Origin of the sequence: Thalassospira profundimaris, assembly GCF_003326755.1 — a bacterium.
Classification (GTDB): Bacteria; Pseudomonadota; Alphaproteobacteria; order Rhodospirillales; family Thalassospiraceae; genus Thalassospira; species Thalassospira profundimaris_B.
Genome location: NZ_JPWH01000014.1, coordinates 21,508 through 34,458 on the forward strand (window position 1 = coordinate 21,508; position 12,951 = coordinate 34,458).

Annotated in this window: 11 protein-coding genes; 5 read left to right on the forward strand and 6 right to left on the reverse strand. The window is 56.3% G+C overall.

Going from position 1 to position 12,951, the window contains the following annotated elements:
• Positions 1–97: 97 nt before the first annotated feature.
• The 4 genes from TH25_RS15990 (at position 98) to TH25_RS16005 (ending at position 4,390) form a co-directional block, all read left to right on the forward strand.
• Positions 98–748 (forward strand): DUF2291 family protein, encoded by a 651-nt coding sequence (locus tag TH25_RS15990; RefSeq protein WP_114089364.1) that lies wholly within the window; start codon positions 98–100, stop codon positions 746–748.
• Positions 745–2,292: a sugar ABC transporter ATP-binding protein gene (locus TH25_RS15995; protein ID WP_114089365.1), complete on the forward strand. Its 1,548-nt coding sequence runs from the start codon at positions 745–747 to the stop codon at positions 2,290–2,292. Before TH25_RS15990 ends, TH25_RS15995 begins: the two co-directional genes overlap by 4 nt.
• Before the next feature lie 11 nt (positions 2,293–2,303).
• Entirely contained in the window at positions 2,304–3,338 is a 1,035-nt protein-coding gene (locus TH25_RS16000; RefSeq protein WP_114089366.1) for an ABC transporter permease, read from the forward strand.
• A 101-nt stretch (positions 3,339–3,439) separates the two neighbouring features.
• Positions 3,440–4,390: a D-ribose ABC transporter substrate-binding protein gene (locus TH25_RS16005; RefSeq protein ID WP_114089367.1), complete on the forward strand. Its 951-nt coding sequence runs from the start codon at positions 3,440–3,442 to the stop codon at positions 4,388–4,390.
• Between the two features lie 200 nt (positions 4,391–4,590).
• Here TH25_RS16005 and fba read toward each other — a convergent pair whose 3' ends face one another.
• From fba to TH25_RS16025, 4 genes are all read right to left on the reverse strand, one after another.
• Positions 4,591–5,622, reverse strand: a complete 1,032-nt coding sequence (gene fba, locus TH25_RS16010) for a class II fructose-bisphosphate aldolase (protein ID WP_114089368.1) — start codon at positions 5,620–5,622, stop codon at positions 4,591–4,593.
• Positions 5,623–5,625: 3 nt separating this feature from the next.
• Entirely contained in the window at positions 5,626–6,594 is a 969-nt protein-coding gene (locus TH25_RS16015; RefSeq protein ID WP_114089438.1) for a class 1 fructose-bisphosphatase, read from the reverse strand.
• Positions 6,595–6,811: 217 nt separating this feature from the next.
• Positions 6,812–7,273, reverse strand: a complete 462-nt coding sequence (gene derI / locus TH25_RS16020; protein WP_114089369.1) for a D-erythrulose-4-phosphate isomerase — start codon at positions 7,271–7,273, stop codon at positions 6,812–6,814.
• 23 nt (positions 7,274–7,296) lie between these two features.
• A complete protein-coding gene (locus TH25_RS16025; protein WP_114089370.1) occupies positions 7,297–8,064 on the reverse strand; it encodes a triose-phosphate isomerase in 768 nt (255 codons plus the stop codon).
• 135 nt (positions 8,065–8,199) lie between these two features.
• On the opposite strand from TH25_RS16025, the gene tkt reads away from it, so the two are divergent.
• On the forward strand, positions 8,200–10,206 hold the full coding sequence (tkt, locus tag TH25_RS16030) for a transketolase (protein WP_114089371.1): 2,007 nt from the start codon (positions 8,200–8,202) through the stop codon (positions 10,204–10,206).
• Positions 10,207–10,358: 152 nt separating this feature from the next.
• Here tkt and hydA read toward each other — a convergent pair whose 3' ends face one another.
• Both hydA and TH25_RS16040 read right to left on the reverse strand, forming a co-directional pair.
• Positions 10,359–11,816, reverse strand: a complete 1,458-nt coding sequence (hydA, locus tag TH25_RS16035; RefSeq protein ID WP_114089372.1) for a dihydropyrimidinase — start codon at positions 11,814–11,816, stop codon at positions 10,359–10,361.
• Between the two features lie 134 nt (positions 11,817–11,950).
• Positions 11,951–12,931: an ABC transporter substrate-binding protein gene (locus tag TH25_RS16040; RefSeq protein ID WP_114089373.1), complete on the reverse strand. Its 981-nt coding sequence runs from the start codon at positions 12,929–12,931 to the stop codon at positions 11,951–11,953.
• Positions 12,932–12,951: the final 20 nt, after the last annotated feature.

The following is a 12,951-nucleotide window of genomic DNA, read 5'->3' on the forward strand; positions in this document are numbered from 1 at the left end:
AGGGACAGACAAAGCCGCAACTCGCAGCTTTGCACCAGTGCACCTCCCGCAAGGAAACAACAGGTCCGTCAGGGCCCGACGGGAGGAGCGTGAGGCTATGAGTGCCAACGATATTTCAGCTATCTCGATGAAACCGCGTCTTGGCAGGCGGGGCATGATCATTGGCGCAGCGGCGCTATGTGTGGTCGCGGCAATCGCGCTTGATACGACCGTGGTTACCATCGGTTCCGAACTGGACACCCGCGTCGCCGGTTTTTCGCCCGATGCCTATGGCAAAAAGGAATTTCCCCGGATTCGCGATGATATCACGGCCCGCGCGGTGGATGCACCGACCCTGGCAAACGCACTGGCCGCAGATAAAAAGGCCGCAGCCGAGAAATACGGTACGGGTGGTGCGATGCCGGTTTTACCGGTCAAGCTGACCGGCACAGTAGGCGAAGGCAAAGCAGGCATTTATGACATCAATGTTGATGGCGTTGAAAATGTCCGCATCCGTGTGCAGACCGGCCCGGCCATTAACGGCACCGACTTGCGCGATGCACCCGGCGATATCGCCTTTGGTGATTTCAAAAACCAGATCGAATATCAGGATGCCGGTGCCGGTATTAATCGAGCAATGAAGGCCGAAGTCCTTGAAGGATTTGATAATTCAGACCTGACCGGCAAAACGGTTTCGCTGACGGGCGTATTCAAGCTGATCAACCCGAAAATGTGGCTGATCACCCCGGTCAAGGTGCAGGTCCAATGACCGTGCAGCAAAATATCAACCCGACCCTGGCGACCAAAAGCGAAGTTGTCATGTCCGCCCGCCACGTTGCCAAACATTACGGGCCGATCAAGGCGCTGAAGGGTGTGAATTTTGACATTCACCGGGGTCAGGTCACCACATTGTTTGGTGAAAACGGTGCGGGCAAATCAACCCTGATGAAAATTCTTTCAGGCATCATTGCCCCCACATCGGGCGAAATCCTGCTTGATGGTGAGCCGGTACATTTTCACGGTGCCAACCATGCGCTGGCGCACGGGGTGTCAATTATCCACCAGGAACTGGCCCTGGCCCCGAACCTGAATGTGCGTGACAACATTTTCATGGGCCGCGAAATCCGCACCGCACGCGGCATTGATTTTGCCGAGGAAGAACGCGTTACCCGTGCCTTGATGAAGGAACTGGAAGAAGACCTTGATCCTTTAACCCCGGTCGAGGAACTGCGCCTGGGCCAGCAGCAGATCGTGGAAATCGCCCGTGCCCTTCAGGCCAAAAGTCGCATCCTGATTATGGATGAACCGACATCGGCCCTGTCGGCATCCGAGGTCGAGGTTCTGTTTAAGGTCATCAATGATCTGACCGCCAAGGGGGTCAGCATTGTTTACATTTCGCATCATCTGGAAGAGGCCCTTGAAATTACCGATCACGCCGTTGTCCTGCGCGATGGCGAGATGACAGCCTGGGCCCCCCGCGCCGAGATCGACCTTGAATGGATCGTGCGCAACATGGTGGGCGAGAACTTTGACCTGGGTTCGCCACCAGACAGCAAAATGGGCAATCCTGCCCTGTCGATTGAAAATCTGTGTGTGCCAGATACATCCGGCCATGGCCTGGTGGTGAACCATTTGAACCTGAGTGTCCGCGCCGGTGAAGTGGTGTGCATCTATGGCCTGATGGGTGCCGGGCGCACCGAAATGATGGAATGTGCAGCAGGGCGTGTTGCCGCCCAAAGTGGCGCGATCAAACTGCATGGGCAGGATATTTCGCATCTTTCGATTGCCCAGCGCATTAATGCCGGGCTTGTTCTTGTCCCCGAAGACCGGCAGCGGGACGGCCTGGTGCAAACCATGACGGTAGGGCAAAACCTGTCACTGGCATCAATTGCCGCCTTTACCCGCGGGCTTTTCACCAGCCGCAAGGATGAACGCAGGGTCATCGACGATTCCATTCGCGAAGTCACCGTCAAAACCGATGGCGGCGGTGCCATGATCGGCTCGCTTTCCGGCGGCAACCAGCAAAAGGTTGTGATTGGCAAAATGCTTGCCACACGGCCTGACGTCATCCTGCTTGATGAACCTTCGCGCGGGATCGATATCGGCGCAAAGGCCGAAGTTTTCAAATTGCTGGCAAAAACGGCCGAAACGCGCGGACTGGCAGTTGTTTATTCAACATCCGAAGTCAGCGAATGCCTCAGCATTGCCCACCGCATCATTGTGATGAACCGGGGCCGCATCGCAGCCGAGTTCGACCATACCGTAACCAAAGAACAGATCATGGCCGCCTCTGGCGAAGCCGTACACCATTAAGGGAGGCCAACATGGCGGACATAACAAATTCCAAGCCCGCGGCAGGTGGCATGGACCTGAATATCGGCAAAATCCTTCTTGAAGGCCGCGCCTTTTTTGCGCTGGTTGCCATCATTATCGTTTTCTCGTTCATGTCGCCGGTTTATTTCAGCGTCAATAACTTCCTGATCATGTCATCGCATGTAGCGATTTTCGGCCTGCTGGCCGTTGGCATGCTTGTTGTCATCCTTAATGGCGGCATCGATCTTTCGGTGGGATCGACACTGGGCCTGTCCGGTGTTGTTGCCGGCTTTCTGATGCAGGGCGTCGAACTGCCATCTGCCGGGGTTATTCTATATCCGCCGGTTTGGGCGGTTGTGGTGCTGACCATTCTGCTGGGCGCATTTGTTGGCGCAATCAACGGCGTGCTGATCGCCTTTTTCCGGGTTCCCGCCTTTGTCGCGACGCTGGGCATGCTGTATGTCGCACGCGGTGTCGCCCTTCTGATGACCAATGGCCTTACCTATAACAATCTTGGCGGGGTCGAGGCCCTGGGCAATACCGGTTTTGACTGGCTGGGCTTTAACCGCATCGCCGGGGTGCCGATTGGCGTCATTGTGCTGGCACTGGTTGCGCTGGCGGTCGGCCTGGTTCTGGTCCGCACGGCCTTTGGCCGCTGGCTTTATGCTTCGGGTGGCAATGAACGCGCAGCCGAACTTTCCGGTGTGCCCACACGCGGTGTCAAAATATCGGTTTATGTGCTGTCAGGCGTTTGTGCCGCGATTGCCGGGTTGGTTCTTTCATCGCAATTGACTTCGGCTGGCCCGACGGCGGGTACCACCTACGAACTTACAGCTATCGCGGCGGTGGTTATTGGCGGTGCAGCGTTAACCGGGGGACGCGGCAATGTGCGCGGCACCATGCTGGGCGCCTTTGTCATCGGCTTTCTTAGCGACGGCCTCGTCATCATTGGTGTGTCGGCTTACTGGCAAACGGTTTTTACCGGTGCGGTGATCGTTCTCGCCGTGCTGCTGAACAGCCTGCAATACGGCCGGGCTGGTCGATAAATTTTTATTGAAATTCGCGGACGCGGGACAGGGTGGTCCCGCGCCCGAATAACCGCCGGTCTTAACCGGCAAATATCAAAACCCACGGGAGGACACCCACAATGAATCTTTTTAAACGCACGATCCTTGCATCCGTTCTGGCATTGCCCTTCATGGCCCAGTCGGCCATGGCCGATGACCTGATTTCGATCATCGTCAATGATCCGTCCAACCCCTATTGGTTGGCAGAAGGCAATGTTGCCAAAGCAACTGCCGAAAAGCTTGGCTACAGTGCCAATGTTGGTGCGCATAAAGGTGACACCAACACCGAAAGCAATCTGGTCGATACCGCGATCACCAACCAGGCAAAGGCGATCATCCTTGATCCGGCCAATGCGGATGGCTCCATTGGTGCCGTGAAAAAGGCTGTTGATGCCGGTATTCCGGTTTTCATCATCAATGCCGAAATCAACCAAACCGGCCTTGCCAAGGCACAGCTAGTTTCCAACAACGCCCAGGGTGCCGCCCTTGGCGCGATGGCATGGGTTGATGCGATGGGCGACAAGGGTTCGTATGTTGAACTGTTTGGCGCACCGTCGGACAACAACGCACAAACCCGTTCCAACGGCTTTGAAACTGTGTTGAGCCAGTATCCCGACCTTAAGAAAAAAGCACAGGAAGTTGCCAACTGGGACCGTACCCAGGGCTATAACAAAATGCAGTCCATGTTGCAGGCCAACCCGGACATTAACGGTGTTATTTCGGGCAACGACGAAATGGCCCTTGGTGCAATTGCCGCCCTTAAAGAAGCAGGCAAACTCGAAGGCAAGGTTATTGGCGGCTTTGACGGATCACCCGACGCGGTTGAAGCCGTCAAGGCTGGCGAACTGACCTACACCGTGCTGCAGCCTGTCGCGATCTTTGCCGAAGAAGCCGTTCGCCAGGCTGATGAATATATCAAGACCGGGAAACTTAAAGTCACAGAAGAAAAACAGCTTTTCGATTGCATCCTGGTCGATTCAAACGTGCTTGACGTTTATTCCTTCTCTGGTCCGTTCCAGCTTGACCGGTAACCTTCCCTGCCGATCCTGATCTGACGGACCAACAAACCCCGCCTGTTTCATCGGGCGGGGTTTTATGTGCCTGCAGCACAGCACCAATACCATATGCGTCAACACGATCCAGCATCCGTCCCAACTGAAGCACAGACAACAAAAAAGCAGGACCACAACAGCCCTGCCTATTTAAATCTTATCTGGTTACGTTCAGCACGTCAGGCTGATGCCATTGCCTCTAACGACAGTGGTTTAATGCGGTCAGCCTGCCCGGCGGTGCCAAAGGCCTCAAACCGGGCCTGGCACAGTTCCATCATAAGGGCGGTGCCTTCTTTCAAATATTTACGCGGATCAAATTCGCTGGGGTCATTGGCAAGCACCCGGCGCACACCTGCGGTCATTGCCATGCGGTTATCGGTATCAATATTCACCTTGCGCACACCCGAACGAATACCGCGCTGGATTTCTTCGACCGGAACGCCCCAGGTCGGGCGCATATCGCCGCCAAAATTGTTGATCAACTGGCGTAATTCTTCGGGAACGGATGATGAACCATGCATCACCAGGTGCGTATTGGGCAGGCGACGGTTGATTTCCTCGATCACATTCATGGCAAGAATGTCGCCATCGGGTTTGCGGGTGAATTTATAGGCCCCGTGGCTGGTGCCCATGGCAACGGCCAGGGCGTCCACCCCGGTTTCGCGCACAAAACGTTCGGCTTCTTCCGGGTCGGTCAAAAGCTGGTCTTCGGAAAGTTTTTCTGTTGCCCCATGCCCGTCTTCCTGGTCCCCCATCCCGGTTTCAAGCGACCCCAGAACGCCCAGTTCACCCTCTACCGACACACCACAGGCATGGGCCATGGCAACAACACGCGCGGTAATGTCACGGTTATAGTCGTAATCAGCCGGGGTTTTGCCATCGGCCAGCAGGGAGCCATCCATCATCACCGATGTAAAACCGTGCTGGATCGCGGTTGCGCAGGTCGCAAGGTTGTTACCGTGATCCAGATGCAGGCAAACCGGAATTTCCGGAAAAGTTTCAACAAGCCCGTCAATCAGCCGCGCCAGTAACCGGTCCCCGGCATAGGCCCGCGCCCCGCGCGAAGCCGCCAGAATAACCGGTGCATTGGCCTTGCGTGCCGCATTCATAATCGCAAGGCCCATTTCCATGTTCGATATATTAAAGGCCGGCACGGCATAGCCGTGTTCGGCAGCGTGGTCGAGCAACTGGCGAAGCGTGATGCGGGCCATTAATCATGTCTCCTCGGTTATATATTTTGCAATGATGTCAACTTCTTCGGCTGCGCCAAAAACAAGCGGCACATTCTGGTGCGGTGTTTGCACAATCAGGTCCATAATACGGTCGGTGCCATTGGTGGCGCGCCCGCCTGCTGCCTCGATCAGGCAGGCAATCGGTACGGCCTCATAGGCCAGGCGCAAACGACCCTGACGATAATTTTCGCGCTGGTCCGCCGGGTATAAAAACGCCCCGCCCTGCAGCAAAATACGGTGTAATTCACCCACAGCCGCCGCCAGCCACCGCATGTTAAAATCGCGTCCGCGCGGGCCATCGGCGCCGGCGCGTACGTCCGCCGCCCATTGTTTCAGGCCCGGTGACCAGTGGCGTTCATTCGATGCGTTATAGGCAATGGTTGATGCCGCCGGTTTCAGGCGAACATCGCGTGCCGTCATGCGAAAATCCTGGCCATCATGGGTGGCGATCTGCACGCCCTGCCCGGTGGTAAAGCCAAAATCAAGGGAATGCCCGAAGGATGCATAACCGGCAGCCACTGCCTCGCTGCCTTTACGGCGGAAATCAGCCGGGCCGGTCGGGTAAATGACAAATAACATGCCCAATGGCGCGCCAATGCCAATCGACCCGGAACCGTCAATCGGGTCAATTGCAATATCAAACGCCCCTGCCGGGTCCAGCAGTTCAACCTGTTCGGCTTCTTCCGACAGCATGTGGCGCACACCGCGCCCCTTTAACACGGCCAGAACATGGTTATGCGCGCCAACATCTAACGCCTTTTGCGCATCGCCACTTTCATTTTCCCCGCACGGGGCCGCCGGGTCGCCCGGTAGTTTGCCCGCAGCCAACCGGGCGGCAATGGCGGGCAAGGCACTGGCAATCGCGTCAATAAGGCTGCCAAGGGCACCATCAGGCAGGCAGGCATGAAGGATCGCCGCCTCGGAGGGACGATCAGTCGGTAAGGTCAGCATGTCGGAAAATCCATAATTGATAAGGCCGGGCATCCTAACAGATCAGCATGGTTATTCCGCACCAAGATCTGACCTGGCGCAACGGGGCGGCATAGCCTGTGCCCCAAAGGCAAAGACCATCAAAAATTTCAACCCGTCGGCCACGAAATGTGGCGATCAGGCTGATCACTGCATTTCAAATGGCCGTCAACCCATGCCCGGCGCTATCACGTGCCCATCAGGCCGTATGGTATTTGGCGTCAACCGCGTCAATCGCCTGCACATTGCCTGCCGATTTACCCTGTGGGTCAAAGGCGGCAGACAGAAAGGCATCGGCAATATCTTTGGCAAGTTCGGTGCCAACAACACGTGCGCCCATGGTGATGATGTGGGCATTGTTCGATGTCGCTGCCTTGCCCGCCGAATAGGTGTCGTGGGTTTGCGCCGCACGGATACCCGGCACCTTGTTTGCTGCCAGACATACACCAATGCCCGTACCACAGCATAAAATGGCGCGATCATAGGTACCGGCCTTTACCGCCGATGCCACCCGGTCAGACAGATTGGCGTAAAAGGCGTCCGGGCCTGCTTCGGTTCGCGAGGCCTCGGTGACTTCATAATTCGGGTTCTGGCTCAGATATTCGGCCAATGCCCTGGCCAGACTTTCACCGGCGCTGTCGCCGGCCACTGCGATTTTCATGTCAGTTCCTCCGTTTTGGCGTTTCAGGCTTGTGCGTTCAGCGCGGCGTCGCAGCGCGTTAAAATGTCGAGATACCCCGCCACATCCCAGGCGGACCGGCCAATGAACAGGCCATCGATATGCGGGCAGGTCACCAGTTCGGCGCAGTTGCCCGGGTTAACCGACCCGCCATAAAGGCAGGGCACACGCCGGCCCAGGACCTCCTGCGCGACGGCAATAATTTCGGCCTGCCGAGCATCGGCATAATCCGCCGTGGCGGGAATACCGTTTTCGCCAATCGCCCATACCGGTTCATATGCCAGCCAGATTGCAGCCTGCTTTTGCGGATCGCTTAATTTTGCAAGGGCCCCGCGCACCTGGCGTGCCAACACCTCGGCGGCCCGGCCCTGTTCGCGGTCCTGCAGGGTTTCACCAATGCAAATCAACGGGATCAACCCGTGGCGTACGGCGGCTTCGGTTTTCAAACCAACGGTTTCGTCAGTTTCGCCAAAATGTTCACGCCGTTCGGAATGGCCCAGTTCAACAATGTCAAGGCCACAATCCACCAGCATCGGCGCGGAAATTTCGCCAGTCCATGCGCCCTGGTCCGCCCAGTGCATATTCTGTGCACCGACCAGAACCGGGCTATTGCTCAGGGCATCTCTTACCTGCCGTGCCGCGGTAAAGGGCGGAATAACAAAACTTTGAATGCGCTCAGACAGGTCTGCTTTCGCAACCCCCTCGGCCCAGGCAAGCGCCTCGGCCAATGTCTTGTTCATTTTCCAACTGGTGCCGATCCATACCTCGGACATGACGGACCCTCCTTTGTTCTGTTTTGGAAGAAATAACACCATCAATGTTAAATTCAACAATTATTTTGTTAATTTGTTATTTTTAATTGTTAGATCACATCGCCGCTGTTAGCCTTCCCAACACAGGAGGAACACATGAACGCTCAACCCAAAATCGCGGCCAAAGCCGCCATCGACCCCGAAAATTTCGCCCTTGCCAATTGCCTGCGTGCATTGGCCATTGATGCGGTCAATACCGCCAATTCCGGCCATCCCGGCGCACCAATGGGCATGGCCGATGCGGCCACGGTACTGTTTCGCAAACATCTGAAATTTGATGCATCCGCACCCGACTGGCCCGATCGCGACCGTTTTGTGCTGTCAAACGGCCATGCATCCATGCTGCTTTATGGCCTGTTGCATCTGACCGGTTATGAAGACATGACCATCGATCAAATCCGCAATTTCCGCCAATGGGGTGCCATTACCGCAGGCCACCCGGAATGGGGCCATGCCAAGGGTGTTGAAACCACCACCGGTCCGCTTGGCCAGGGGCTTGCCACTGCTGTTGGCATGGCACTGGCCGAACGGGCATTGGCAGCCGAATTCCCCGGCCTGGTTGATCATCGCACCTGGGTCATGCTGGGGGATGTTTGTTTGCAGGAAGGGATCGGCCAGGAAGCCATTTCGCTGGCGGGGCATTTGAAACTTGGGAAGCTTAACCTTCTTTATGATGACAACGACATCACCATTGATGGCCCTAAATCGGTTTCCTTTTCCGAAGATGTACCCGCGCGTTTTCGCGCCTGTGGCTGGCACGTCATAAGCTGTGATGGGCATGATGCAACCGCACTTGATGCCGCGATGACCGCCGCCAGGGCCGAAACCAGCCGCCCCACCCTGATTGCGATGAAAACCACCATCGGTTTTGGCGCCCCCAACCGGGCAGGCACGGCAAAGGCCCATGGTTCCCCCCTTGGGGACGAAGAAGGCGCGCTGGCAAAGGCTGCCCTTGGCTGGGATGCAGCACCCTTTGATATCCCGGCGGACCTTGCCAAAAGCTGGCAGGAAATTGGCGCGCGTGGTGCCAAAGAACGCAAAGCCTGGGAAGCCGCCCTTGCCGCATCACCCGATGCCAAAGCCTTCAACGACCGCGTTTCAGGCAAATTGCCGGAAAATTACGCCGCCGATGTGCAAAAGGCCCGCAGTGACCTGTTTGCCAAGCCGCAAAATGTTGCCACCCGCAAGGCATCGCAAATTGCCCTGGAAAGCCTTGCTGCCGCCGTGCCCGCCATGATCGGCGGCAGTGCCGATTTGACGGGATCAAACCTTACACGTGTGGCTGCGGTTGATCGCCAATATACCGCCGAAATGCCGGGACGTTACATTGGCTATGGCGTGCGCGAATTTGGTATGGCAGCAGCCATGAACGGGCTTGCACTGCATGGGGGTTTCAAGCCCTATGGCGGGACTTTTCTGGTATTTTTCGATTATGCGCGCAATGCCATTCGCCTGTCCGCACTGATGGGGCTTGGCGTTACCTATGTCATGACCCATGATTCCATCGGCCTTGGTGAAGATGGGCCAACCCATCAGCCGATCGAACATCTGGCATCCCTGCGTGCCATTCCCAACCTGAATGTATTTCGCCCTGCCGATGCCGTTGAAACACTTGAGGCGTGGGACATTGCCCTGCGATCCCCGGCAACACCATCGCTGATGGCATTATCGCGCCAGAACGTACCGCAATTGCGCGAAGCCGGGCCGGAAAATTTAAGTGAAAAGGGTGCCTATATCCTTCGGCAATATGGCGAAGGCCGCGATGTCACCCTGCTTGCAACCGGTACCGAAGTTGCCCTGGCCATTGAAGCCGCCGAAAAACTGCACGACGAAGGTTACGCCGTAACCGTTGTTTCGATGCCGTGCTGGGAACTGTTCGACGCCCAGCCCGAAGAATACTGCGAAAGCGTCCTTGGCAGCGCCCCGCGTATCGCGATTGAGGCGGCATCCGCCTTTGGCTGGACCCGCTATGTTGACCGTGAGGCCGATGTTATCGGCATGCCGGGTTTTGGCGCTTCCGCCCCGGCTGAACGCCTGTATGAGGAATTTGGCATCACAACCGATGCCATCATCACACTGGCCAAAGCCCGGATCGGCAAATAACCAAGCGAGTCCGACATACCATTCGGACACCCCGTTATCTGGCCTTGTGCATCACCGCTAACACACAAAACCCCGCCCAAATCAGTCGGACGGGGTTTTGTTTTGTCAAATGCAGGACCAATCAGGTATCGGCACAATTGCCTGCAATAGGGTTACACGCCTGCCGGCATATTTTCCGCCTTGCGCTCCACCCTGCGCGGGGCGGTAATTTCCTTCCATTTCGACAGGGCCTTGTTGACGGCCGGATAGGGTTTGCGCGGGATGAATTCACCATCGCCGCATTTGGCAAGAACAACACCTTCCTCGGCGGCAATGCGCCCCCGGCTGAGGGTGTAACGCGGCAGGCCGGTCACTTCCATGCCTTCAAACACGTTATAGTCAATCGAGGAAACCTGGTGTTTGGCCGAAATGGTTTTTGATGCTTTCGGGTCCCACACCACCAGGTCAGCATCGGCACCCACCAGAACGGCCCCTTTGCGCGGATACATATTCAAAATCTTGGCGATATTGGTCGATGTAACGGCGACAAATTCGTTGGGCGTCAAACGGCCGGTATTGACCCCGTAAGTCCACAAAAGCGGCATCCGATCTTCAAGGCCGCCGGTGCCATTCGGGATTTTAGTGAAATCGCCCAACCCCATGCGTTTCTGTTCGGATGTAAAGGCGCAATGGTCCGTTGCCACCACTTGCAGGCTACCCGATGCCAGGCCATTCCACAAACCATCCTGATGCAGCTTGCTGCGAAATGGCGGGGACATAACCCGGCGTGCCGCATGGTCCCAGTCCGGGTTGGCATATTCGCTGTCATCAAGCACCAGATGCTGAATCAGCGGCTCGCCAAAAACGCGCTTGCCGTTCTGGCGTGCCCGGCGAATGGCTTCATGGGCCGGTTCGCACGATACATGGACAATATAAAGCGGCACATTGGCCATATCGGCAATCATGATGGCACGGTTGCACGCCTCGCCTTCCACATCGACCGGGCGGGAATAGGCATGGGCTTCCGGCCCGTTATTGCCAGCTTCCAGCAGGCGCTGTTGCAGGGTGGCAACCACATCGCCATTTTCCGCATGCACCAGCGGCATGGCGCCCAGTTCCGAACAGCGCGAGAAAGAGGCAAACATTTCATCATCATCCACCATCAGGGCCCCTTTATAGGCCATGAAATGTTTGAAGGTATTAATGCCTTTTTCCTCGACGACGATTTTCATCTCGTTGAAAATCTGCTCGCTCCAGGAGGTAATTGCCATATGGAAGGAATAATCGCACACCGCCTTGGATGATTTGTTATCCCAGGCCTGCAGGGCCTCCAGCAAAGACTGATCGGGCGATGGCAGGCAGAAATCCACCACCATTGTGGTGCCACCCGCAACCGCCGCCTTGGTGCCAAATTCAAAATCATCCGCCGAATAAGTGCCCATAAAGGGCATTTCCATATGGGTATGCGGGTCAATGCCGCCCGGCATGACATAGCAGCCATCGGCATCAATCACCTTGTCGCCCGAAAGGTCCTTGCCAATCGCGGCAATCTTGCCATCTTCGATCAGAATATCGGCTTCATAAGTCAGGTCTGCGGTAACAATGGTTCCGCCGCGAATAACCATAGACATGGGTGGCTCCTTGTATGTCAGTATCGGGGTAACGGAGGTGATGAAAAACAGCACCCTGCCCTGAATTTTCAGGGAATGGCCCGGCAACCATCGGGGCAGCCGCCGGGTCCAAGAGGTAGAATGCAGCGCGGGGCTTACATTTTGTCGGTCACAGCGTGGGTCCAGGCACCTTCCGGCTTTTTGGTAATAACCGGGTCGGACCCGCCCGACAGCAGGCTGTCAACGGTGCGGGTATAGGCCGCTTCGCTTAAAACACCGTCCTTGCTCAGAAGTTTGGCTACTTCCTTCATCATACGGATCTGGTGTTTTTCGGTCTGGGCGCCGGTGGCATCGTTATCCAGCACAATCTGGGCGGCTTCTTCCGGGTGTTCCGCCGCCCAGTGCCAGCCCTTCATGCTGGCCGCAACAAAGCGCGCCATTTTATCCACAAAGGCCGGGTTTTTCAGTTTGTCTTCCATCACATAAAGACCATCTTCGAGGGTCGCGACCCCCTGATCTTCATATTTGAAAACAACCAGATCATCGGCCGGAATCCCGGCATCAATGATTTGCCAGTATTCGTTATAGGTCATGGTGGAAATACAATCGGCCTGCTTTTGCAACAGCGGATCGACGTTAAAGCCCTGCTTGAGCACCGTCACACCATTGGGTCCGCCATCGGTGGGAATGCCCAGTTTCGACATCCAGCTTAGGAACGGATATTCATTGCCAAAAAACCAGACACCCAGAGTCCGGCCGGGAAAATCCTTGGGCGATTTAATGCCGGTATCCTTAAGGCAGGTCAGCTCCATGCCCGATTTGGCAAAGGGCTGGGCGATATTCACCAGCGGCACGCCCTTTTCGCGCGATGCAAGGGCAGATGGCATCCAGTCCACCACCACATCGGCCCCACCCCCGGCAATCACCTGCGGCGGGGCAATGTCCGGCCCGCCGGGATTAATGGTGACATCCAGATCGGCATCTTCGTAATACCCTTTATCCAGGGCCACGTAATATCCGGCAAACTGTGCCTGCGTCACCCATTTCAGTTGCAGGGTTACGTTATCTGCTGCCATCGCCGAAAGCGATGTCAGGCCAAATGCCATCCCCAGAGCCGTCGCTAACACTTTTTTCATTTTATCGAAGCCTCTCCACA

Excerpts from the sequence above, each read along its gene's own strand:
- TH25_RS15990 (WP_114089364.1), top strand. The coding sequence starts at position 98 with ATGAGTGCCAACGATATTTCAGCTATCTCGATGAAACCGCGTCTTGGC.
- TH25_RS15995 (WP_114089365.1), top strand. The coding sequence starts at position 745 with ATGACCGTGCAGCAAAATATCAACCCGACCCTGGCGACCAAAAGCGAA.
- TH25_RS16000 (WP_114089366.1), top strand. The coding sequence starts at position 2,304 with ATGGCGGACATAACAAATTCCAAGCCCGCGGCAGGTGGCATGGACCTG.
- TH25_RS16005 (WP_114089367.1), top strand. The coding sequence starts at position 3,440 with ATGAATCTTTTTAAACGCACGATCCTTGCATCCGTTCTGGCATTGCCC.
- fba (WP_114089368.1), bottom strand. The coding sequence starts at position 5,622 with ATGGCCCGCATCACGCTTCGCCAGTTGCTCGACCACGCTGCCGAACAC.
- TH25_RS16015 (WP_114089438.1), bottom strand. The coding sequence starts at position 6,594 with ATGCTGACCTTACCGACTGATCGTCCCTCCGAGGCGGCGATCCTTCAT.
- derI (WP_114089369.1), bottom strand. The coding sequence starts at position 7,273 with ATGAAAATCGCAGTGGCCGGCGACAGCGCCGGTGAAAGTCTGGCCAGG.
- TH25_RS16025 (WP_114089370.1), bottom strand. The coding sequence starts at position 8,064 with ATGTCCGAGGTATGGATCGGCACCAGTTGGAAAATGAACAAGACATTG.
- tkt (WP_114089371.1), top strand. The coding sequence starts at position 8,200 with ATGAACGCTCAACCCAAAATCGCGGCCAAAGCCGCCATCGACCCCGAA.
- hydA (WP_114089372.1), bottom strand. The coding sequence starts at position 11,816 with ATGTCTATGGTTATTCGCGGCGGAACCATTGTTACCGCAGACCTGACT.
- TH25_RS16040 (WP_114089373.1), bottom strand. The coding sequence starts at position 12,931 with ATGAAAAAAGTGTTAGCGACGGCTCTGGGGATGGCATTTGGCCTGACA.